The sequence below is a fragment of the Gammaproteobacteria bacterium genome, assembly GCA_028817225.1.
Taxonomy (GTDB): Bacteria; Pseudomonadota; Gammaproteobacteria; order Poriferisulfidales; family Oxydemutatoraceae; genus Oxydemutator.
On sequence record JAPPQC010000027.1, the window covers coordinates 14,514 to 36,675 of the forward strand.

Sequence of the window (22,162 nt, forward strand, 5' to 3'; positions counted from 1 at the left end):
CCGCGCCGGGGGCGGCGGATCGCGCCTGCGGGCGCGGTTGCCGAATGTTTTGTATAATGCCCCGGTACTTCGGGCAAGCCCATGGAGCAGATATTCCATTTCACGGCGCAGGATGGCGGCACGGGACTGACCGGGCTGCTTGAGAAGGTGTCCGGCACACTCCAGGACCGCAAGGTTCCGCAGGGCGTGATTTCCAAACTGGAGATTGCGGTCGAGGAACTTGTGCTCAACACCTTTCAGCACGGCGGCGGCGGCGACCGCGCGGTCGAGGTGGCCATCACCGGGCGCTCCGACGAGGAATGGCTTGATGTCGTCATCCTCGACAACGGCAACCTGTTCAATCCGCTTGAGCGCGTGCCGCCCGATTCCGTCGAGAAAGAACTGCAAGACCGCCCCATCGGCGGCCTCGGCATTCACCTGGTGCTGGAGTTGATGGACGAGGTCAGTTACCGCGAGGACGACGGGCGCAACTGCGTCACGCTGCGCTGCAAGTTCGGCTGAGCGCGCCGGGGGGCCGCGCGGCGCCGGCTACGATTTCGCCGGGCCGGTGTATTGAATCGCCAGTTGCGTGATGTCGTCGTAGCGTTTTGTCTCGCCGCGGAATTCCTCCACCGAGTTCCACACCGCGTCAACGATCTTGACGGGGTCGGCTGAGGCGCCTTCCTTTTCCAGCAGTTTTTTCAGGCGCGCCTCCGAATACAGTTCGCTGGCGGCGTTGTGCGCCTCGCTGACGCCGTCGGTGAACAGGTACAGCATCTCGCCGGGCTTCATCGTGTATTCGCCCTCGTCGTACGAGAAGCCGCCCTCCACCCCGAGCGGCACGCCGCGCGAGCACGGCAGTTCGCTGATCTCGCCGCCGGCGCCGATGAGCAGCGGCGGCAGGTGGCCGGCGTTGCAGTAGCGCAGCGCCCCGGTTTTCAGGTTCAGGGTGCCGTAGAACGCGGTGGCGAAGAACATCTCGGGGTTTTTCTCGCTGAGCAGGGCGTTGGTTCTCTTGACGGTCACCATCGGGTGGTGGTCCTTGAGCGAGGCGGCGGACACGAAAAGTATCGTGCGGCACACCGCCATGAAGATCGCCGCCGGCATGCCCTTGCCGGAGATGTCGGCGATGGCGAAGCCGATGAGGTCGCTGTCGAGATTGAAGAAGTCGTAGAAATCGCCGCCGACCTCCTGCGCCGCCAGCGTCTTGGCGAACAGTTTGTACTGCTCGCTTTCGGGGAAAATGGTCGGCAGGATGCGGCGCTGCAACTGGCCCGCATAGTCCATCTCGTTTCGCAGATGGGTCAGCGTCGCCTTGGTCTCGCGCGCCTGCTCCTCTTTCTTGATCTCCTCGATGGCCTTGTCGAGGGTCGCCTCGAGGTCGCGGAAGTCAATCGGCTTGACGATGAAGTCGTAGGCGCCGACATTCATCGCGTGGCGCAGGTTTTCCATGTCGCCGTAGGCCGAGACGATGACGGTGCGGATGGGCAGGCCGAGCTCAAGGATTTTCTTGAGCAGCGTCAGGCCGTCCATCTCCGGCATGTTGATGTCCGAAAACACGACGGTGATTTCGGGGTGCGCGGCCAGTTCCTTGAGCGCCTCGACGCCGTTGCCGGCGAAGTGGAAGTCAATCTCGCCCTTGCGAATGCGCCTGCCAAGGCGCTGCCTTACGATGTCCTCCAGGTCGCGTTCATCGTCCACATACAGCATTGAGTAAGCCATTTTTTATCCCCCCCTTGCGGCTGCAAGTTGTTGTTCCCGCGCCTTGGCCTCGAGGTCGCCGGGGATGAAGACGCAAAACTCGGTGTATTCGCCGGGTTTTGAGTCCACTGTCAGCCGTCCGTTGTGCATCTTGGTAACAATATCATAACTGATGGACAATCCAAGCCCCGTGCCGGAGCCGGTCGGCTTGGTGGTGAAAAAGGGCGTGAACAACTTTTCCACATTTTCCTTCGGTATGCCGGGGCCGTTGTCGCGCACCCGGATTTCAACGCCGCCGTCCTTCGCCTGGGTGGCGACCCGCACCTCGGGCGCGTAGTCGGCGTCTTTCTGCTTGAGTTCGTGGGTCGCCTGGAAGGCGTTGTTCATCAGGTTCAGGACGACGCGCTGCAAGTCCTGCGGCACGATATACATCGAGGTGATGCTGTCGTCAAATTCGGACTCCGTCCTGGCGTTGAATTCGGTGTCCACCGAACGCATGCTGTGGTACGACAGGTTCATCGCCTCCTCGACGAGTTTGTTGATTTCGCTGTTCTCAAAGTCGTGCGAGCCGCCGCGCGAGTGCGCCAGCATGTTGTGCACGATGCTGTCGGCGCGCCGGCTGTGGTGGCAGATTTTTTCGTTGTTGCCGCTCATGTCGGTGAGGATGTCCTCGACATTGCCGAGGGTTTTCTCGTCGAGCGACTTTTTCAGCGGCGCCATGGTTTCGGTCAGTTCGGTGCACAGGTCGTTGGTCAGTTCGGCGAAGTTCTTGATCAGGTTGAGCGGGTTCTTGATTTCATGGGCGATGCCGGCGGCGACGGTGCCGAGCGACGCGAGTTTCTCGCTGGCGACAATCTGGTCCTGCGCGACCTTCAGGTCTTGCAGCGTTTTCTCCAGTTCCGAGTTGCGCAGGCGCACTTCCTGCGACGCCGTCTCAAGGCTGGCCTGGGTGTCCAGCAGCCTGCGGTTGAGGCGCTGGAAGTAGAACGCCGCGAACGACAGCAGGATGATGAAAAACACAATCAGCAGCAGTTCTTTCCAGTACTGGGCGGCGACATCCTCCAGGCGGATTTCGCCGAAGCCGGTGTACGGGGGGACTTGCAGCCGTTGCAGCACATTGTGCACCGGCTGGTAGTTGCCGGGCACGGTCCAGCCGTAGTAGCGCCCGGTGCGGGCGGCGTCGCTGCCGGGCGGAATCCGCAGCAGCACTTCCAGCACCTCGCGCTTGAGCGCCTCCGGCACATGCGTCAGCGACGCGAAAGGCCAGTCCGGGTAGAGGCCGGTGCTGACGAGGTAGGGGAAGTCGTCGTGCTGCGCCGGGGTCAGCAGCGTGAAGTCATCCAGGTTGATTTTGCCTTCCTCGCTCATGCGCTCGAGGATGCCGGTGCGCACCGTGCCGGCGTCCGCCGCGCCGTCCCTGACGCTCATCACCACCTTGTCGTGCGAATGCACGAAGGTCAGTTCCGCGAAGTCGTCTTCGGGCACGACATCGTGCTCAAGCAGCCGGTTGAAGGCGAGGTACCAGCCGCCCCACGCCGACTTGTTGACGGCGGCGAAACGCTTGCCTTTCAGGTCGTGCAGCGTGCGGATGTCGTCGCGGTCCGAGCGGCGCAGAATGACCGAGCCGAAGTATTTCAGGTAGTTTCCGGCCTTGGCGTCCATCAGCGTCGCCAGCGGCTGTCCGCCGTGGTCCACTTCCAGCACGACATAGCCCGCCGGATTGGTCAGGATGAACTCAATGTGGCGTTGCTGGATGTGGCGGTCCATCTCTTCCCAGGTTGAGGGCACGATGCGGAATTCGCGGCCCGCAATATGGTCGCTCAGAAACTTCGCGGTTTCGCGCCACCTTTTCATCGCGTTCTCCTTGTTGCGAATTGCGATGACGCCGATGTTGACAATGCCCTCGCCGCGCTCATAGAAACTCTGCTGAGACGATTGCGACGGCGCCTGTTCCTGCGCCTGCGGCGCCGTCAGCGTCGCCAGCAGCAGCAGCGGCAGCGACAGCGCGCGCGCCGGCAGGAAACGGGTTTTTTCTTGCTGAAACATGGTGTTATAGCGCCCTGTCGGTGGTCACAGGGCGCTATTTTACCAGTTTTCCGGGTGCGTTGTTTTTTCATGTTTTTGTGGCACAATACGCCCGCTTATCGCCGGAATGCAATTTATGCCGAATTTCAAACGCCGCCTGTCGGCCTCCATGTGGTGCACCGGAGGGGTCTTGCTGTCGCTGGTTGCGGCGGCGCCCGTCCATGCCGCCGAAGCGCTGACCTCGGTGCTGGAACATGTCCACGAAAACCACCCGCGATTGCAGGCGGCGCGAAACAACCTGCTGGCCGAACACGAACGGGTGCCGTCGGCGCTGGCGGCTTTTCTGCCGAGGGTCTCCGCTACCGGGCGGCTTGGGCGAACCAGCACTGAACTGATACGCGACAGAGAGCGCACAGTGGGAGCCGTCTGCAACAACCCTGCCGAGTCCTTCCCCTGCGGCCAGAGCGGGATTGCAAGAACGATTACCGACCGGGTGGAAGGCGAGAAACTGGACACCTTCACTCCCGGCGCCAAGACCAACCCCTCATTTGTTGAGAGAGCATTGACCGGCAGCCTGAACCTGTTTCGTTCGGGCGCCGACCTCGCCCAATACCGCAGCGCCCACCACCTGGTGGACCGCCAGGAAGGGCTTTACCGCGATGTCGAGCAGCAAGTCCTGTTGCAGGCGATTCAGTCCTATCTGGAGGTGCGCCTCGCGCGCCGCACCATCGGCTACCGCGAGAGCAATCTGGAGGCGCTGCGCGAACGCCAGCGCGTGACCCAGGATCAGTTTGATATTCAGGACAAGACGCTGGCCGACCTCGAGCAGGTGCGGGCGCGCGTCGCCGTGGCGCGTTCCGATCTGGCGCTGGCAAGGGCGGCGTCGGCGCAGGCCGAGGCGACTTTCCTGCGCGTCGTCGGGCGGATGCCGGGGCCGGCGCTGGCGGAAGTGGAAGCCGCCACCGATGTTCCGGCCAGTCTTGAACAGGCCGTCAACGCCGCGCAGACGGCCAACCCGGGCGTGCACACCGCCCGCGCCGCGTGGATGTCGGCCCACTCACAGGCGCGCCGCACACTGGCGGTGAATGCCGGGCCTTCTCTTGAACTGCAAAGCCAGATCAGCGAAAACCACAGCCGTGAGGATCTGGTTGGCACCACCACGCGGTGGAGCCACATTTTTCAGTTGAACATTCCGCTTTATCAGGGCGGCGCGGTCGGCGCCGCGGTGCGCCAGGCGCGGCATCAGGTGGAACAGAGGCGCGGTGAATATCTTGACCAGGTGCGCGCGGCGCGCGAGGCGGCGACGCGCGCGTGGGAAGATTACCGGGCGGCCAGGGTGCGTAAGGACGCGCTGGAAGAAGCGGTGCGCGCCGCCGAAGTCGCGCTGGCGACGGTGCGCCTTGAGGTTGAGGTCGGGCAGCGCCTCGTCGTGGACGAACTGGACGCGGCGAGAGATTTGGTCAACAACCAGGTGACACTGGAACAGGCGTCGCGCGACTGGCTGCTGGCCGGTTACCAGTTGCGCCGTCACACCGGCGCGCTGACGGCGCCGTCATTGGGATTACCCGACCGCATGCCGCAGCGCAAGGGGCTCACCGCCGACATGCTGGCGCCGACCCCGTACCAGTTGTGGCGGCATCGCAAAGTGTATGGAGGAGTGGAATAATGGCCGGAATTTCTTTCAGGAAAGAGGCGCTTGATCATCTGACATCGCCGGAGCAACTGGATCGCACGGTGCCGATTCTGCGCCCGATGGACTGGCTGATAGGCATCGCCTTTCTGGTGATGTTCTCGTCGCTCGGCGTCTGGAGCATCGTCGGCGAACTGACCAAGCGCGTGCCCGCGACCGGGCTGCTGATCAACAGCGAAGGCAGGATTTTTGACGCGATGTCGGTCAGCGGCGGCGTTCTCGGCGACCTCAAGGTCGGACTCGGCGATGTCGTCGAGAAAGGGCAGGTCATCGGCGACATCCTGCAAAGCGAGGTGCGCCAGCAACTCGACATCGCCGAAGAGGCGCTGCAACGGCGCCGCGGCGAGTTTGCCGAGACCGAGCAGCAGTTGCTGGACCAGGACAAGATCAGCAAGGACTTCTACAACAAGCAGGCGCAGCGCCTGCGCGAGCAAATCAGCCTCGCGCAGAAAGTGGTGCAGACATCGCGCAACCAACTCGAGGACTACCGCAAACTGCTTGAAAGCCAGTCGGGAACGCGCGCCGGGCTGCGCTCCCAGCAGCAGGCCTACGACCAGGCGGTGGCCAACCTGTCGCGCCTCAACGACCAGTTGGAGCAGCGCGAAAAGCAGGAACTCGACCGCCAGCACCAGGCCAGGACGCGGATGACGCGGGCGAAGGAGGCCGTCATCAAGGCCGAAGACCGCATCGCCGAACTGAATGTGCGGCTGGCGGATTCAACCGCCGTGAAGGCGCCGATCAAGGGGCGCATCATCGAACTCAAGGCCAACCCCGGCTCGTCGCTGCGCCCGGGCCTGTCGGTGGCGAGCATCGAGACGCTGGGCGAGACGCTTGAGATGATCGGCTATATTCCGCCGCAACACAGCGGCAAGGTCAAGGTCGGCCAGGAAGTGCTTGTCAGCGTCGGCACCGACGACGATGCATCGGGCAGCCGCATGCTCGGCGAAGTGCGGCAGGTCTCGGAGTTTCCGGTCAGCGAGCAGGGCATCATGGTGCAGTTGCAGAACGCGGCGCTGGCGAGGTCGCTGATTCAGGCCGGCGCGCCCTACGAGGTTCGCATCGCGCTGGACCGCGATGAAACCAGCGCCAACGGCTACGCATGGACCTCCAAAAAGGGCCGCCAGAAGAAAACCGTCGCCAGCGGCACCTTCTGCAGCGCGAAAATCGTGCACGACAAGGTCAAGCCGATCTCAATGGTGGTGCCGCTGACAAAAGAATTCTTCGGCATCGAGAACTGATCGGCGGACTGCGGGCCGGAAGAAGACGGGACAATGGACAAGGAACCGGAAAACCAGCCGGAAGGCCAGGGGGAAAACCGGGCGGAAAACCCGCCGCAAGGCCGCGAGACGGAAAGCCCGCCGGAACAGCAGGACGACGAGGCTTCCGCGCGCAAGGCTCTCAAGCAGAAAAGAGAGGACAGCGGCGTTGAACTGGCGCCCAACATGGACACCGAAGGTGGCCGCAAGAAAGTCCCGACGATACTCCAGATGGAGGCCACCGAATGCGGCGCGGCGGCGCTGGCGATGGTGCTGGCGCATTACGGCTGCTGGGTGCCGCTGGAGAAAATGCGGAGCGACTGCGGCGTTTCCCGCGACGGCTCCAAGGCGCTCAACATCATTCGCGCGGCGCGCGAATACGGCATGACCGGGCGCGGCTACCGCTGCCAGGTCGAGAAACTTCTTGAACTGCCGTTCCCGATGATCCTGTTCTGGGAATTCAACCACTTTGTCGTCCTGAGCGGCATCAAGAATGACAAGTACTACCTGAACGACCCCGCCAGCGGGCCGCGCACCGTGACCGCCGGGGAATTCAACAAGTCCTTCACCGGCGTCGCGCTGGCGATGTCGCCCGGCGCCGACTTTCAGAAGCGGAAGTCGGAGCGCCCCAGCCTGCTGAAGGAACTGCTGGCCTACATGAAGGGCAACATCCGCTCCATGGTGTTTGTCTTTCTGGTTTCGCTGCTGCTGGTGGTGCCCGGCATCATCAGCCCGGTTTACAGCAAGATTTTCATTGACGATGTGCTGCTGGCGCAGAACACGGCCTGGATGCGCCTGCTGATTATCGGCATGGTGGTGACCACCATCTTCACCGCGATGCTGACCTGGATGCAGCAGAAAACCCTGAACCGCTTTCAACTGAAACTATCCATCACGCTGTCGTCGCGCTTTTTCTGGCACCTGCTGCGGCTGCCGACGGATTTCTACGCCCAGCGCTACATCGGCGACATCAACGCGCGCGTCGGCGCCTGCAACCAGATGGCGGCGCTGGTGAGCGGCCAACTCGCCACCAACGCGGTGCAACTGGTGATGGTCATCTTCTACGCCGCGGTGATGTTCTTTTACGATGTGTGGATGACGCTGGCCGTCATCGCCATGAACATGCTCAACATGGTCATGCTGGTGCTGCTGACCAAGGTGCGCGACGACACCTTGCAGCGAACCGAGAAGGAGGGGCGCAAACTGGCCGGCGTCTCCATCAGCGGCATCAGCATCATCGAGACGCTCAAGTCCAACGGGCTTGAGGGGGAATTTTTCTCGAAGTGGGCGGGCTACCACGGCAACATGCTCGTGGCGCAGCAGCGTTTCAGCATCTGGACCAATGTCCTGAACATGTTTCCGACGCTGACCGGCGGGCTGACGACCATCTTCATACTGGGCCTCGGCAGCTGGCGCATCACCGAGGGCGACTTGACCGTCGGCAGCGTCATCGCGTTCAACATGCTGTCCGGCGGTTTCAGCGGGCCGTTCAACGGGCTGCTTGCGGCGAGCCAGAGTTTGCAGGCGGCGAGAGTGGCGATTACGCAGATCAACGATGTCATGCGCTACGACAGGGACAAGCGCTACGAGCAGGAAAGCTGGGGCGACCTCGACTACACCGGCAAGTTCCACAAGGCGGGGCAGATGTCGGGGCAGTTGTCGGGGCACATCGAGGTTCGCAACCTGACTTTCGGTTACAGCAAGAAAGAGGACCCGCTGATTGAAAACCTTGACCTGGTGATTCGCCCGGGCAACCGCATCGCGCTGGTCGGCGGTTCGGGCAGCGGCAAATCCACGCTGGCGAAGTTGATTATCAGCCTGCTGAAGCCGTGGTCGGGGGAAGTCCTGTACGACGGCGTTCCGGTGGATTCCTTCGATCCGGCGGTGCTGGCGAAATCCATCGCCTTTGTGGACCAGGAAATCGTGCTGTTTGAGGGCTCGCTGCGCGACAACCTGGCGCTGTGGGACTACTCGATGAAGGAGTACAACATCACCGAGGCGCTGCGCGACGCCGATATTTTCGACGAGGTGGCGAAGCGCTCCAACCACTACGACATGCCGGTGGACGAGAACGGCAGGAATTTCAGCGGCGGCCAGCGGCAGCGGCTGGAAATCGCCCGCGCGCTGGCCACCAACCCGTCCATCATCGTGTTTGACGAGGCGACGGCGGCCCTCGACCCGATCACCGAGCAGCGCATTGACGAGCACATCCGGCGGCGCGGCTGCACCTGCATCATCGTCGCGCACCGCCTGAGCACCGTGCGCGACGCCGACGAAATCATCGTCCTGGAGGGCGGCAACATTATCGAGCGCGGCATCCACGACGACCTCATCGCCCGCGAGGGCAGCCGCTACCATCAACTGGTGAGTTCCGTATGAGCGACCAGGAAAACATCGTTGATCTGGACTTCATAAAGCAGCTGGACGGCGAGCCGGTCATGGTCGGCGGGCACCATCCGATGCTGCTGACCGATCCGGACGCCTTCTGGGTGATTGAAAGCGGCCAGGTTGAGTTGTTTGTCGTTGAACTGCTCAACGGCGAGCCGGTCAGCCAGCGCCACCACATCGCGACGCTGACGACCAACGATGTGATGTTCGGCGCGCCGGCGGTTTCCATCGGCGACGCGGGCGACCACAACCTCGCGCTGTTCGCGGCGGCGACGATGGACACGCACCTCTACAAAGGCTCGCTTGAAAAAATGAAGGAACAGGACTTCGACCTGGCGATGGTGGTGTGGCTCGACGGCTGGGTCAGCAACCTGGAACACGCCTGCGGGCGCGCCTTCAAGGTGCGGCCCAACGCCAGGCTGCTGGAGGCCGATCCGGGGCAGCAATTCGAGGCCGGCGACTGGGTCGGCGTTCATCACCTGGATGTGCTGTGGATGGAGATTGAAGGGGGCAAGTTGCTCTACCACGGCGAGGAGACGCTGGAGGTCGCCCCCGAGAGCGGCTTTTTCCCGATCACCGAGTGGTCGTTTCTGGAGGTCGCCGAGGGCGGCTGCACCCTCAACGCGCACCACACGCCGACGGCCCTGATACAAAACCGCCTGTGGGACCACCTGCTGGAATACAACCGCTATTTCCTGAAAGCCCAGGTGCTGCTGCTGACGAACCAGGCCGCGAAGATCGGCGAGAGTTTCAGCGAGTCGCGCAAGGGCAGCGAAGAATCCCTCGACCAGTCGCTGAGGCGGCTCAGCAGTTTCTTCCAGCGCCGCCCGTCCGGCAAGGTCGTGGTCGGCAGCGGCAGCAGCCATCCGCTCGCGAACATCTGCGAGGCGCTGGCCGACAAGACCGGCCACAAGATTCCGGACGAGGCGCTGAAGTCCGGCATTGACGAATTGTCGCTGTCGGATGTGCTGCGGCGCGCCGGTTTTCTCTACCGCAAGTTGAAACTGGCGGATTCCGGATGGCACATGCGCGACTCCGGCGCCCTGGTCGCGGTCATGCGCGAGGACGACCGCGCGGTGGCGCTGCTGCCGCAGAGAGGCAAGGGCTACCAGGTGTACGACCCGGTCAGGAAGCAGGATTACCCGTTTGAGCCTTCGATGCTCGCCGACATGTACCCGAGCGCCTACATGGCCTATGCCCCGATGACGGGCGAGATCAAGGGGCTGAAAGACATCTTCAAGTTCAGCCTGCGCCAGGACCTGATTCCCGACATCGTGATTGTCGCGCTGCTGGCGGTGCTGGCCGGGCTGCTCGGCATTCTGACGCCGGTTGCGACCAGTTACATCCTGAGCGACTACATTCCCAACCGCGACCATGTGATGATTTACAGCACGCTGACGGCGCTGTTTGTGGCGATGATCGGCAGTTTGATTTTCGCCGCGGTCAGTTTTGTCGCGACGATGCGGGTCACCCTGCGGATGTCGCTGTCGGTGCAGTCGGGAATGTGGGGGCGTTTGATGCACCTGCCGGTGAACTTTTTCCGCCGTTTCAGCGCTGGCGACCTCGCCAACCGCGCCCTCGGCGTTGACGGAATCCGCGAGGCCCTGACCGGCACCGTGATTTCGTCGTTCACCGCCATCATCGGCGGCGTGATGAATTTCGGCCTGATGGCCTATTACAGTTGGCGCCTGACCCTCGTCGGCATTGTCGTCGTCGCCGTGATGGCGGGCGTGACGGCGTTCATGATCCGCATGCAGTTGCCGTACCAGCGCGAGATTATCAAGCAGCAGGGCCTGATTGACGGGCTTGTGTTCCAGTTGCTGAGCGGCCTCGCCAAGTTGCGGGTCGCGGGCAGGGAGAACTTCGGCTTCGCGCACTGGGGCAAAAGTTACGCCACGCAGAAAGCGTCCGAATACAAGGCGCTGCAATGGCGCGCCGCGCAGGCCACGCTGAACAGCACCTTCGGCGTGTTCTCGACCGTCACGATGTTCTCGTTCATCGTCTATGTGCTGCTCGACGAGGGCGGCGGCACCCAGCCCGACTTCGACCTGACGAGTTTTCTGGCGTTCAACGCCGCCTTCGGGCAGTTCACCTCGGCGATGCTGGGGCTGACGGCGACGCTTGCGACCGTCATCGAGATCATCCCGCTGTATGAACGGATCAGGCCCATCATGGAGGAAGAGCCGGAAGACAGCGCCGGGCGGCTGCTGCTGGACCCGGTGCGCGGCAAGGTCGAGTTTGCGCGGGTGTCGTTCAGTTACAGCAAGGAAGTCGGGCAGGTGCTGCGCGATGTCAGTTTCAAGATTGACCAGGGTGAATATGTCGCTTTTGTCGGCGAGTCGGGGGCCGGCAAATCCACGGTCGGGCGCCTGCTGCTGGGGTTTGAGAACCCCGACTCCGGTTCCGTCTTCATTGACGGCCACGACCTCGGCGAACTCGACATCCGCGAATACCGGCGGCAGATGGGCATTGTGCTGCAAGGCTCGCAACTGATGTCGGGCTCGATCCTTGAGAACATCCGCAGCGGCCTGACCGACCTCGGCCAGAAAGAGGCCGAGGAGGCGGCGGAGCAGGCCGGCCTGCTGGACGACATCAAGGCCATGCCGATGGGCATGTACACGGTGCTGCCGGAAGGCGGCGCCGGGCTTTCGGGAGGCCAGAAGCAGCGCCTGATGATCGCGCGCGCGCTGGCGCGCAAGCCGCGCCTGCTGCTGTTCGACGAGGCCACCAGTTCGCTCGACAACATCAGCCAGGACATCGTCAAGAAAAGCCTGGGGCAACTGAATATCACGCGGATTGTCATCGCCCACCGCCTGAGCACGATTGTGGATGTGGACAGAATCTATGTGATGCTGGACGGCAGAGTCGTCGAGTACGGCACCTACACCGAGTTGCTGCAAAAGGACGGTTATTTCGCGCGCCTGGCGGAACGCCAGATGCTGTAATCCGCGGCTTGCCCGCCGCCGGGCCGCGGCGCGCGGGCGTTGCCAGGCCGTGCGCGAGGCGCCATGAGCATACTTCGTTTCTCCGGCAAACCCCACTTCCGGCTGTTCATCCACCCCGACCAGACCGTCGTCGCAAGGGCCGACGGGCGCTTTGTCATGCGCAACCTGATCGGCGACTGGAAGACCGCCTACCGCACCGGCACCGAGTGGCATTGCCGCCTGATGGACGCCATCGGGCGCGGCGCTTCGTTTGCCGACATCCGCGGCGCGATTCGCCCGCTGCTCGACGAGGAGCAGACGGAGCGGGCGCTGGAGCAGATCAACGACCTGTTCACCGGCGAGGTCGTGGTCGTGAAACTGGTGCCGGAGGACGGCGCCGCGCTGTTGTCGCTGGCGCCGCACGGCGTTGAATACACACCGCAATTCGCGCCCGTCGCCGACGACGAAAAACTGGCGTTGTCGCGCTTTGCGATGCTGCGGCGCGAGGAGGGGCGGGTGTTGCTGGAGACATCGCTCAAGCCCTACCACCTGCTGTCGGAAACGCCCGCGGGTGATGCGTTGCTGGGCCGCTTTCTGCGCGCCGCCGCGGTGTCGGATGTGCTGTCGCAATGGCCGGCGTCCTGGCGCGAACCGCTGCGCGACCTGCTGGCGCTGCTGAAACACGACGGCATTCTGCTGCCGGCGCCGGCGGGCAAAGACTGCCCGGGCCGCGATGACGAGGGCGCGGCGGCGGCGCAATGGGAGGCGCACGATTTGTGGATGCACAGCACCAGCCGCCTCGGCTGCACGCAGGCGGGCTACGGCGAGTTCGGCGGCGTTTTCCCGAACATTGGCCGCAGCGAGCCGGAACCCGCGGTGCGCCCGTCGTGGGACGGCGAGACGATTGAACTGGCGCGCCCCGACATGGAAAAACTGTACAGCAAAGACCGCCCGTTCGCGGCGGTGCAGGATGAACGCCGCACGGTGCGCGGCTACGACGAACAGCACCCGATTTCCGCCGAACAACTCGGGCATTTTCTGTACCGCAGTTGCCGCATCCTGTTCCGCAAGGAAGTGTTGGTGGCGAGTTCGCGTTCGGACACCCCGGGCAGGGCGGTGCTGGATCTGGCGTGGCGCCCGTACCCGTGCGGCGGCGCCAGTTACGAACTGGAGACCTACCTGTCGGTGGACCGCTGCGCCGGCATTGACAGCGGCTTTTATCACTACGACGCCGCCCGCCACTGCCTCGTCAAACTCGGGGGGCGCACCGCCGAAATGGACAAGGCGCTGCGCATCGCCTGCCTGGCGACGGGGCTTCAGGCGAGGCCGCAGGTTGTGCTGCACATGGCCGCGCGCTTTCGGCGGGTGACATGGAAATACCGCGCGGTGGCCTATTCCGGGATGCTGAGAAACGCCGGCGTGCTCTACCAGACCTTCTACCTGGTGGCGACGGCGATGGGAATCGCGCCGTGCGGCCTCGGCGCCGGCGACATTGAACTGTTCCGCAAGATGACCGGGCTGGACCCGATGATTGAGGGCAGCATCGGCGATTTCGCCCTCGGCAGTTTGCCCGCCGGTTACCGCGCGCAGAGCCGGGAGACATGGTTCAACTGAGGCGTTTACGATGAGCATACTCGGCCTTTCAACCAAGCCCCGCTTTCGCTTCCGCTTCCACCCCGCGCAGACGGTGGCCGCGAACGACGACGGCGCGTTTGTCTTTCACAGCATCACCGGCGACTTCGTTTCCACCTACCGCGCCGATGTCGAGTGGCAGCGGCTGTTCGTTGAACTGCTGCAACGCGGCGCGCCGCTTGCGGCCATCCGCAGCGCGGTTTTTCCGCTGCTCGGCGTTCAGAAAACCGCCGCCGTGCTGGCGCAGGTGGATTACTTTTTTCACACCGGCATCGCCGTGATGCAGTTGGCCGCCGATGACAACAACGATGACAACGACGACGGCGCGCTGCTGACCTTTGTGCCGCACGGCCCCCGCTACACGCCGAAATTCGCGCAAGTCGGCGACGACGAGCACCTTGCGTTCTCGCGCTTTTCAGCGGTGCGCCGCGAGGACGACCGCATTGTCGTGGACACGCCGCTGAAACCGTACCACCTGGTGTCGGAGACGCCGGACACCGACGCGCTGCTGATGCGGCTGATGCGCGGCGCGCCGGCGGCGCAGGCGCTGGCGGCAAGCCCGGCGCCGGCGCGCGACGCGCTGCGCGACGCGCTGGCGCTGCTGAAACACGACGGCCTTCTGCTGCCGCTGCCGGCGGGGCGCGCCTGCCTGACCCGCCACGACGAGGGCGAGGCGTCGGCGCAGTGGGATGTCCACGACCTGCACATGCACAGCCGCAGCCGCTCCGGCTACACGCAACTCGGCTACGGCGAGTTCGGCGGCGTTTTCCCGAACATCGGGCGCTACGAGCCGCGGCCCGCGGTGCGCCCGGCCTGGAGCGGCGAGACCGTCGCGCTGGCCAGGCCCGACATGGAAGACCTGTACAAGCAGGGTTTTCCGACCCTTGCCGGGGTGCAGGACTTCCGCCGCTCGGTGCGCGAATACAACGAGGAGCAGCCGCTGTCGCTTGAACAACTCGGCCATCTGCTCTACCGCGCCTGCCGCGTCATGTTCCGCGACGAGTTGGAGTTTGAAAGCCCGTTGCAGGGAGTGGAAGGCAGGCGCACGGTCGGGTTTGCGTGGCGCCCGTACCCGACCGGCGGCGCCAGTTATGAACTGGAGGTGTATTTGTCCGCCGACCGCTGCGCCGGCCTCGACAGCGGCTTTTATCATTACGACGCCGGGCGCCACTGTCTTGTCCGGATTGCCGGGCGCACGCCGGAAGTCGAGGAACTGCTGTACGGCGCGCATGTCGCGACCGCCCACCAGGCGAAGCCGCAGGTTGTGCTGCACATCGCCGCGCGTTTTCAGCGCGTCGCCTGGAAATACCGCGCCATCGCCTATTCGGTCATCCTGAAGAACGCCGGCGTGCTCTACCAGACGCTGTACCTGGTGGCGACGGCGATGGGGATTGCGCCGTGCGGCCTCGGTTCGGGCGACATTGAGTTGTTCCGGCGGATTACCGGGCTGGACCCGATGGTCGAGGGCAGCGTCGGCGATTTCGGCCTCGGCAGCCTGCCCGCCGATTACCACGACAGGCAGCGGCGGTGACTTGCGCGGCTGTCTTATAATGTGCCCTGGTGAACGCAACCGGGGAAGATAAATGCCGATTTTCATGATAGGGACGCAGCGTTCCGGCTCCAACCTGCTGCGGCTGATGCTGCACCAGTCGCCGGATCTCGTGGCGCCGCATCCGCCGCATATTCTGCAGAAGATGAGGCCGCTGCTTCCGCTGTACGGCGACCTCGGCGACGCCGAACGTTTCAACCTGCTGGTGGACGATGTCTGCCGCCTGGTCGAGACCAATCCGGTGGCGTGGCGCGAGTCGCCTTTCGACAGGCCGCACATCCTGGAGCGCTGCAAGGATCGCTCGCTGCTGTCGGTGCTGGCGGCGATTTACGACCAGCACATGTGCGATTTCGGCGCCCGCGACTGGGTGTGCAAAAGCCTCGCCAATGTGCATTTTCTCGACGAGATCAAGGCGCATTTCAACGGCGTCGTGCGCTTCATCTACCTGTACCGCGACGGGCGCGATGTCGCGCTGTCGTTCCAGAAGGCCGTCGTCGGCGAGAAGCACATCTATTCCATTGCGAAACAGTGGCACGAAGACCAGCAGGCGGCGCTGGCATTCTGCCGCGACCACGAAGACGCCGCCTTCGGGCTGGCCTACGAGGAACTGACGGACGACCCGGCCCCGGTGCTCAAGCGGCTGTGCGATTTTCTCGGCATCGGCTTCAACCGCGACATGCTCGCGCCGCACTCGTCGCAGGAGGCCGCGGCGACCTCGGTCGCCGGCGACCTGTGGTCCAATGTGAGCCGCCCGATTCTGCAGAATTCGCAGAAATTCCGCACCCAGATGCCGCCCGAATCGCTTCGCATATTCGAGGCCGTGGCCGGCGACTCGCTGCGCGCCCTCGGCTACGAACTGGTTTCCGGCCCGCCCGCCGGCGGCGCGCCTTTCGACGCCGCCGAAATCGCGCGTTTTGAGGAGGAAAACCAGCAACTCAAGGAGCGGTTCATGCGCGACAACGCCGGCTCGGCGGATTTGAAAAACCGCGCGCCGCAGGAAGAAGTCGTGCAAAGCATCCGCAGGCGCGCCGCCGATGGATGACGCGGGCGCCGCACGCCGCGCCTTCTCCATCGGCAGGCTGTTCTGGTTTTTCCTCCGGATAGGCTGCACCGCCTTCGGCGGCTTCATGAGTTTGATTTCAATCATCCAGATTGAGTTGACCGAGAAGCGCCGCGTGATGGAGCAGAAAGACATGCTCAACGGCATCGCGCTGGCCTCGATTCTGCCGGGGCCGGTCGCGGTCAATGTCACCGCCTACGCCGGGTTTCGCCTCTACGGCGTGGCCGGCGCCGCCGCCGCCATGCTGGCGGTGATTCTGCCGTCGTTTGTGCTGATGATAGTGGCCGCCGAACTCTATCTGCGGTGGGGCGAGTTGCCGGTGATACGCGCGGTGTTCAACGGCATCATCCCGGCGATTGTCGCGGTCATCCTGCAGGCCGGCTGGAACATCGGACGCAAGACCGTGACCGGCGTCAAGCCGTTTGCGGTGGCGCTGCTGGCGGCGCTGGCGATCATCCTGTTCAAGGGCTTTTATGTGACGCTCGCGGTCATCTTCATCGCCGGCGCGCTCGGGCCGCTGCTGTTCCGCGACGCCGCCGCCGCCGCGGACGACGCCGCCGCGACCTCAGCCGTGCCGTTCGCGCTGCAATGGTTGTTCGCCTTTCTGCTGGCGGTGCTGCTGCTGCTGTTTCTGCTGCCGGCGCCGGACTTCATCCGCGCCGCCCCCGTCGCGCACCTGTTCACGACCTTCTCCGGCATGAGTCTGACGCTGTTCGGCGGCGGCTATGTCTTTATCCCGATGATTCAGAAGATCGTCGTCGAGAGTTACCACTGGATTACCGCGGATGAGTTCAACGCCGCGATTGCGATGGGGCAGATTACGCCCGGCCCGATTCTGATCAGCGCCACCTTCATCGGCTACAAGGTGGCCGGCATCGCCGGCGCGGTCATCGCCACCCTCGGCATCTTCCTGCCGCCGGCGATGTTGCTGGTGCTGGCCGCCCACTGGCTCGGCCACTTGCGGAAGTCGGCGCTGTTGCAGCGGGTGCTGCATGGCATACGCATCGCCGTTTGCGGCATGATTTTCGCCGCCGCCGTGCTGATTGCGGGCACCGCAGGCAGCGAGTGGGGCGTGCTGGTGATTTTTGTGCTGGCGCTGGCGGCGCTGATGTTTTACAAGGTGACGCCGGTGCTGGTGATTCCGGCGGCGGGCGCGCTGGGGCTGGCGCTGCACGCGGCGGGGGTGTAGCGCCTCAGGCGTTCAGAAACTCGGCCTCGTCGCGCGACGGGTACACCTTGATAATCTGGTTGAAGCCGGAGACCTCGAAAATCTCCTCGACCAGTTGGTTCATCTTGCACAGGCCGAACGCGCGCTTGTCCTTCTGCAAAGTCTTGGCGATAATAAGAAACACGCGCAAACCGGCGCTGCTGATGAACTCGATGTCCGACAAATCAATCAGTATGCTGCTGTCTTTCTCCTGCTCGATAATCTCGGTTACCAGGCGCTGAAAGACGGGCGCGTTTTCATGTTCGATCTTTCCCTGCGGGGAAAGAACCCATGCGTTTTTGACTTTTTCTTTCTCTATTTCCATCATGAGAATGTTGGTTGGGCCCGGGAGCCGGGCGTTCAGGCGCAAGATTATACCATGCACCGCCCTTTGTCATATTGTGTCATATCGCAACGGCGTCGGCGTCGTCCCGCAGGCAGGCCAGTTCGCAGCCCATTTTCAACGCTGTTTCAACGGGATAGAGAGGATTCCAGGCCCAATGCCGGTTTTCTGCCAGCACGATGACGGACGAGCCGAGGTGAAAGCAGCCCATCTCGTCGCCGCGCGCCAGCGCGATTTCGGCGCCCGGCCCGCCGTAGTGGAAGAAGGCCGCGGCCTGCGAGCGCGGCGCGACCAGCCCGTGCCAGCGGGTTTCAATGGCGGCGACATTGACGGCGCCGACGAGGACGACGGCAATCTTGCCGAATTCGGTGTTGAAGATGCAGACGACGCGCTCGTTCCTCGCGTACAGCCGCGGCACCGTCCTGGCCGCGTACGGCGCCACGCTGAACAGGCGCCCCGGAATGTGGATCATCGTCTCAAGCGTTCCGGCAACCGGCATGTACACGCGGTGGCAGTCCGCCGGCGACAGGTAGATGGTGCAGAACTTGCCGCTGTCAAAATCCGCCGCCGCCGCGGCGCCGAGCAAATCCGCCGCGCTGTACACGCGCCCCTTGGCCTGCGCCAACTGCCCGGCCTGGAAATCGCCGGCTTGCAGCAGCGTGCCGTCGCACGGCGCGGCGAGCGTGCGCGGGTCATCGCAGAATTCGCGCGCGCGCGGCTGAAGACGGCGCGTGAAGAACGCATCAAAACTGGCGTAGGCTTCCGGGTCCGGCTGTTCGGCCTCGCCCATGTTGACATCGAAGCGGCGGATGAACAGGCGCACCAGCGGGTCTTTCAGGCGGGTTTCAAGCCGCGCCAGAAAGAACACCAGCCTCGACACCCAGTGGTGGGGGAAGCAATGGAACAGCCATGTCTTGCACTGTTCCCAGCGGGTTGTTTCACTCATTTGGCGGGTTTCCGGGGGTTCGGCGGCGCGTGGCCGCACCCGCTTACTTTACCCCGTGCGGTGAATTGATACAATCGCGCCATGTCCGGCAACACCACAGGCAGATTGTTCAGCGTGACCAGTTTCGGGGAAAGCCACGGCCCGGCCATCGGCTGCGTCGTGGACGGCTGCCCGCCGGGGCTTGCGCTCGCCGAGGACGACTTGCAGGCCGACCTCGACCGCCGCCGCCCGGGGCGCAGCCGCCACACCACCCAGCGGCGCGAGCCCGACCGCGTCAGCATCCTGTCCGGCGTCTTTGAGGGCGTGACGACGGGCGCGCCCATCGGCCTTTTGATCCAGAATGTGGACCAGAGGCCGAAGGATTACTCGGACATCAAGGACAAGTTCCGCCCGGGCCACGCCGATTACACCTATTTCAGGAAGTACGGCGTGCGTGATTACCGCGGCGGCGGGCGCGCCTCGGCGCGCGAGACGGCGATGCGCGTGGCGGCTGGCGCGATTGCGAAGAAATACCTGCGCGAGCAATTCGCAATCAAGATACGCGCCCACCTCGCGCAACTGGGGCCGATTGTGCTGGACGCCGTTGACCTCGACGCCGCCGAGGACAACGCATTCTTCTGCCCCGACCCGGCGCGCGTCGGCGAACTGGAGCACTACACCGACCGCCTGCGCCGCGACGGCGATTCGGTCGGCGCGCGGCTGCACCTGACGGCGTCCAATGTGCCGCCGGGGCTGGGCGAGCCGGTGTTCGACCGCCTCGACGCCGACATCGCGCACGCGATGATGAGCATCAACGCGGTCAAGGCGGTCGGCATCGGCGCCGGTTTCCGCTGCGTTGAGCAGACCGGTTCGGAACACCGCGACGAAATCACCGCGAAGGGTTTTCTCAGCAACAACGCCGGCGGCGTGCTCGGCGGCATTTCCAGCGGCCAGAACATTGAAGTGGACATCGCGTTCAAGCCGGCCTCGAGCATACGGGTTCCGGGGCAGACGCTTGACGCCGATGGCCGCGAGTGCGAGATTGTCACCAAAGGGCGCCACGACCCGTGCGTCGGGTTTCGCGCGGTGCCCATCGTCGAGGCGATGCTGGCGATGGTGCTGATGGATCACTGGCTGAGACACAAGGCGCAAAACGCCGTTGTCGCCGCCGCCGACTGACAAACTTCAGCGTTCGGCGCGCAGACAGGCGTCGCGCACCGCGCGCTGCGTTGCCGGCATGGTTTCCTCGCGGTATGGCGACGACCGGTAGAGCGCCGCGATTTGCGCGGTTTTCAGCGCGCGTTCCTCGCGGCAGAAGCGGTCGGCGGCGCGCATGAAGGCGGGGTCTTTCAGCCAGTGCGCCGACCAGGTCGGCGTCGGCAGGAACCCGCGCCAGATTTTGTTCTCGCCCTGCGCGCCCGGCTCGAACGCGCGCAGTTGGTGCTCAATGCAGTAGTCAATGCCGCGGTAGTAACATGCCTCGAAATGCAGGCATTCGTAGCGCCCGGAGCAGCCCCAGTAGCGCCCGTACAGTTTGTCGTCGTCACGCAGGTTGACCGCGCAGGCAATGTCCTCGCCGCGGCAACTGGCGACGACAACGACGACGCGGTCGGGCAGCGAACGCCCGATGTCGGTGAAAAAATCCGCCGACAGGGTCGCGTAGCCCCATTTGCGGTCGAATGTGCTCGCGTAGAAGGCGTGAATTTTCCGCCACATCGCCGCGTCAATGTCGCCGCCGTGCAGCACCCGGCACTCAATGCCCTGCTCGTGCACGCGGCGGCGTTCGCGCGCGATGGTCTTGCGTCTTTTCGACGACAGCGCCGACAGGAAGTCGTCAAAGTCGCGGTAGCGGTTGTTGTGCCAGTGGTACTGGCAATCAAGGCGCAGCGCCAGGCCGAGACGCTCGAAGCGCGCGCGTTCGGCGTCGGACAGAAACAGCCAGTGGACGCCGGAACAACCGGCGTCTTCGGCGACGGCGAGGGCGGCGGCGGTCAGGCCGTCGTGCAGGCGCGCGCGCCGCGGGTCGCCCGGCGCGCACAGCAGGCGCGCGGCGGTCACCGGCGTGTACGGCGCGGCGACGACCAGTTTCGGGTAATAGCGCATGTCGCGCTGCGCGTAGGCCCGCTCCCACGCCCAGTCAAAGACAAACTCGCCGTAGTTGTTGGTCTTTGCGTACATCGGCATCGCCGCGCACAGCGCGCCGCCGGCGTCGCGCGCCAGGATGTGGCGCGGGTGCCAGCCGAATTTCGGGCCGGCGCAGTCGCGGGTTTCAAGCGCGTTCAGGAATTCGTGCCGCATGAACACATGGCCGCCGCCTTCAAGGGCGTTCCATTCGTGTTTTGCGGCGGCGTTCAGGCGGGGGGCGATTTCGTACGCCGGTTCGGCGTCGGACGGCGGGTGCTGCGCCTGTTTCGGCTTGGCCGGCTTGGCCGGCTCAGCCGCCATTCGCCGCGAGACGGTCGAGATAGCGTTCGGCGTCGAGCGCCGCCATGCAGCCGGTGCCGGCGGAGGTGACGGCCTGGCGGTACACCGGGTCCATCACATCGCCCGCCGCGAACACGCCCTCAATGCTGGTCGCGGTCAGGTTGTCGGTTCCGCCGCCGGCGGCGGTCTTGATGTAGCCGTGTTCCATCTCGAGTTGGCCGCGGAACAGGTCGGTGTTGGGGCGGTGGCCGATGGCGACGAACACGCCCTGCACATCCAGTTGTTTCTCCGAGTGGTCCAGTTTGTTTCGCAGCGTGATGCCGGTTACGCCGGCGTCGTCGCCCAGCACCTCGGTCATCTCGCAGTTCCACTCGATGGATACATTCTCGTTCTTTTCCTTCTCGAACAGCCGCGTTTGCAGGATTTTCTCGGCGCGCAGCGCGTCGCGGCGGTGCACCAGCGTAACCTGCGCGGCGATGTTGGACAGGTAGAGCGCCTCCTCGACGGCGGTGCTGCCGCCGCCGATGACGGCGACATCGCGGCCCTTGAAAAAGAAGCCGTCGCAGGTCGCGCAGGCGGAGACGCCGCGCCCCTTGTAGGCCTCCTCCGATTCCAGGCCGAGGTACATCGCCGACGCGCCGGTCGCGATGATCAGCGCGTCGCAGGTGTATTCGCCGAGTTCGCCCTTCAGCCGCAGCGGCCTGCTGTTGAGGTCGCTCGCGACAATCTGGTCGTTGACCACCTCGGTGCCGAAACGCTCGACATGCGCCAGCATCTGTTCCATCAGGCCGGGGCCTTGCAGCCCCTCCTCGCCGCCGGGCCAGTTGTCCACATCGGTCGTCGTCATCAACTGGCCGCCCTGCTCAAAGCCCGAAATCAGCACCGGTTTCAGGTTGGCGCGCGCGGCATAGACGCCGGCGGTGTAACCGGCGGGGCCTGAACCGATGATGATCAGGCGGCTGTGGGTCGGTGGTCTGGCCATGGCGTTGCCCGCCGCAAGGGGCGGTTCCGGGATTATACCGGATAGCGCAAAGGCGTTGTTTCAGGTGTTGTGTCATG

The 22,162-nt window shown here is 64.2% G+C and carries 16 protein-coding genes; 10 read left to right on the forward strand and 6 right to left on the reverse strand.

From position 1 onward, the window contains the following. The first annotated feature begins 81 nt into the window (after nucleotides 1-81). Nucleotides 82-501, forward strand: a complete 420-nt coding sequence (locus tag OXU50_03640; protein MDD9868972.1) for an ATP-binding protein — start codon at nucleotides 82-84, stop codon at nucleotides 499-501. Between the two features lie 27 nt (nucleotides 502-528). Here OXU50_03640 and OXU50_03645 read toward each other — a convergent pair whose 3' ends face one another. After that, nucleotides 529-1,701, reverse strand: a complete 1,173-nt coding sequence (locus tag OXU50_03645) for a SpoIIE family protein phosphatase (protein MDD9868973.1) — start codon at nucleotides 1,699-1,701, stop codon at nucleotides 529-531. A 3-nt stretch (nucleotides 1,702-1,704) separates the two neighbouring features. Next, a complete protein-coding gene (locus tag OXU50_03650; protein MDD9868974.1) occupies nucleotides 1,705-3,726 on the reverse strand; it encodes a PhnD/SsuA/transferrin family substrate-binding protein in 2,022 nt (673 codons plus the stop codon). A gap of 115 nt (nucleotides 3,727-3,841) precedes the next feature. Here OXU50_03650 and OXU50_03655 point away from each other — a divergent pair, with 115 nt between their 5' ends. The 8 genes from OXU50_03655 (at nucleotide 3,842) to chrA (ending at nucleotide 17,393) form a co-directional block, all read left to right on the forward strand. Then, a complete protein-coding gene (locus OXU50_03655; GenBank protein MDD9868975.1) occupies nucleotides 3,842-5,371 on the forward strand; it encodes a TolC family protein in 1,530 nt (509 codons plus the stop codon). After that, nucleotides 5,371-6,633 (forward strand): NHLP bacteriocin system secretion protein, encoded by a 1,263-nt coding sequence (locus OXU50_03660; protein ID MDD9868976.1) that lies wholly within the window; start codon nucleotides 5,371-5,373, stop codon nucleotides 6,631-6,633. The genes OXU50_03655 and OXU50_03660 overlap by 1 nt, the downstream gene beginning before the upstream one ends. Before the next feature lie 33 nt (nucleotides 6,634-6,666). Further along, the gene (locus tag OXU50_03665; GenBank protein MDD9868977.1) at nucleotides 6,667-9,030 is read left to right on the forward strand and encodes an NHLP family bacteriocin export ABC transporter peptidase/permease/ATPase subunit; all 2,364 of its coding nucleotides are present in this window, start codon (nucleotides 6,667-6,669) and stop codon (nucleotides 9,028-9,030) included. After that, nucleotides 9,027-11,984 (forward strand): NHLP bacteriocin export ABC transporter permease/ATPase subunit, encoded by a 2,958-nt coding sequence (locus OXU50_03670; GenBank protein MDD9868978.1) that lies wholly within the window; start codon nucleotides 9,027-9,029, stop codon nucleotides 11,982-11,984. The genes OXU50_03665 and OXU50_03670 overlap by 4 nt, the downstream gene beginning before the upstream one ends. A 63-nt stretch (nucleotides 11,985-12,047) precedes the next feature. Next, nucleotides 12,048-13,577 (forward strand): SagB family peptide dehydrogenase, encoded by a 1,530-nt coding sequence (locus OXU50_03675; GenBank protein MDD9868979.1) that lies wholly within the window; start codon nucleotides 12,048-12,050, stop codon nucleotides 13,575-13,577. 10 nt (nucleotides 13,578-13,587) lie between these two features. Beyond that, on the forward strand, nucleotides 13,588-15,126 hold the full coding sequence (locus OXU50_03680) for a SagB family peptide dehydrogenase (GenBank protein ID MDD9868980.1): 1,539 nt from the start codon (nucleotides 13,588-13,590) through the stop codon (nucleotides 15,124-15,126). A 52-nt stretch (nucleotides 15,127-15,178) separates the two neighbouring features. Continuing rightward, nucleotides 15,179-16,186, forward strand: a complete 1,008-nt coding sequence (locus OXU50_03685; GenBank protein MDD9868981.1) for a sulfotransferase — start codon at nucleotides 15,179-15,181, stop codon at nucleotides 16,184-16,186. Continuing rightward, nucleotides 16,179-17,393: a chromate efflux transporter gene (gene chrA / locus OXU50_03690; protein MDD9868982.1), complete on the forward strand. Its 1,215-nt coding sequence runs from the start codon at nucleotides 16,179-16,181 to the stop codon at nucleotides 17,391-17,393. Before OXU50_03685 ends, chrA begins: the two co-directional genes overlap by 8 nt. 4 nt (nucleotides 17,394-17,397) lie before the next feature. Here the strand turns inward: chrA and OXU50_03695 are convergent, their stop codons facing one another. Next, the gene (locus OXU50_03695) at nucleotides 17,398-17,736 is read right to left on the reverse strand and encodes an anti-sigma factor antagonist (GenBank protein ID MDD9868983.1); all 339 of its coding nucleotides are present in this window, start codon (nucleotides 17,734-17,736) and stop codon (nucleotides 17,398-17,400) included. Between the two features lie 79 nt (nucleotides 17,737-17,815). Then, nucleotides 17,816-18,700 carry an archaetidylserine decarboxylase gene (asd, locus tag OXU50_03700; GenBank protein MDD9868984.1) on the reverse strand — a complete coding sequence of 295 codons (885 nt, stop codon included), beginning with the start codon at nucleotides 18,698-18,700 and terminating at the stop codon, nucleotides 17,816-17,818. 81 nt (nucleotides 18,701-18,781) lie between these two features. Here asd and aroC point away from each other — a divergent pair, with 81 nt between their 5' ends. Further along, entirely contained in the window at nucleotides 18,782-19,858 is a 1,077-nt protein-coding gene (gene aroC / locus OXU50_03705; protein MDD9868985.1) for a chorismate synthase, read from the forward strand. Between the two features lie 6 nt (nucleotides 19,859-19,864). Here aroC and OXU50_03710 read toward each other — a convergent pair whose 3' ends face one another. Next, nucleotides 19,865-21,124 carry a GNAT family N-acetyltransferase gene (locus OXU50_03710; protein ID MDD9868986.1) on the reverse strand — a complete coding sequence of 420 codons (1,260 nt, stop codon included), beginning with the start codon at nucleotides 21,122-21,124 and terminating at the stop codon, nucleotides 19,865-19,867. Next, a complete protein-coding gene (gene trxB, locus OXU50_03715; GenBank protein MDD9868987.1) occupies nucleotides 21,114-22,085 on the reverse strand; it encodes a thioredoxin-disulfide reductase in 972 nt (323 codons plus the stop codon). The genes OXU50_03710 and trxB overlap by 11 nt, the downstream gene beginning before the upstream one ends. Between the last annotated feature and the right edge of the window lie 77 nt (nucleotides 22,086-22,162).

Coding starts and splice junctions, on each gene's coding strand:
- OXU50_03640 (MDD9868972.1), top strand. CDS start 82: ATGGAGCAGATATTCCATTTCACGGCGCAGGATGGCGGCACGGGACTG.
- OXU50_03645 (MDD9868973.1), bottom strand. CDS start 1,701: ATGGCTTACTCAATGCTGTATGTGGACGATGAACGCGACCTGGAGGAC.
- OXU50_03650 (MDD9868974.1), bottom strand. CDS start 3,726: ATGTTTCAGCAAGAAAAAACCCGTTTCCTGCCGGCGCGCGCGCTGTCG.
- OXU50_03655 (MDD9868975.1), top strand. CDS start 3,842: ATGCCGAATTTCAAACGCCGCCTGTCGGCCTCCATGTGGTGCACCGGA.
- OXU50_03660 (MDD9868976.1), top strand. CDS start 5,371: ATGGCCGGAATTTCTTTCAGGAAAGAGGCGCTTGATCATCTGACATCG.
- OXU50_03665 (MDD9868977.1), top strand. CDS start 6,667: ATGGACAAGGAACCGGAAAACCAGCCGGAAGGCCAGGGGGAAAACCGG.
- OXU50_03670 (MDD9868978.1), top strand. CDS start 9,027: ATGAGCGACCAGGAAAACATCGTTGATCTGGACTTCATAAAGCAGCTG.
- OXU50_03675 (MDD9868979.1), top strand. CDS start 12,048: ATGAGCATACTTCGTTTCTCCGGCAAACCCCACTTCCGGCTGTTCATC.
- OXU50_03680 (MDD9868980.1), top strand. CDS start 13,588: ATGAGCATACTCGGCCTTTCAACCAAGCCCCGCTTTCGCTTCCGCTTC.
- OXU50_03685 (MDD9868981.1), top strand. CDS start 15,179: ATGCCGATTTTCATGATAGGGACGCAGCGTTCCGGCTCCAACCTGCTG.
- chrA (MDD9868982.1), top strand. CDS start 16,179: ATGGATGACGCGGGCGCCGCACGCCGCGCCTTCTCCATCGGCAGGCTG.
- OXU50_03695 (MDD9868983.1), bottom strand. CDS start 17,736: ATGGAAATAGAGAAAGAAAAAGTCAAAAACGCATGGGTTCTTTCCCCG.
- asd (MDD9868984.1), bottom strand. CDS start 18,700: ATGAGTGAAACAACCCGCTGGGAACAGTGCAAGACATGGCTGTTCCAT.
- aroC (MDD9868985.1), top strand. CDS start 18,782: ATGTCCGGCAACACCACAGGCAGATTGTTCAGCGTGACCAGTTTCGGG.
- OXU50_03710 (MDD9868986.1), bottom strand. CDS start 21,124: ATGGCGGCTGAGCCGGCCAAGCCGGCCAAGCCGAAACAGGCGCAGCAC.
- trxB (MDD9868987.1), bottom strand. CDS start 22,085: ATGGCCAGACCACCGACCCACAGCCGCCTGATCATCATCGGTTCAGGC.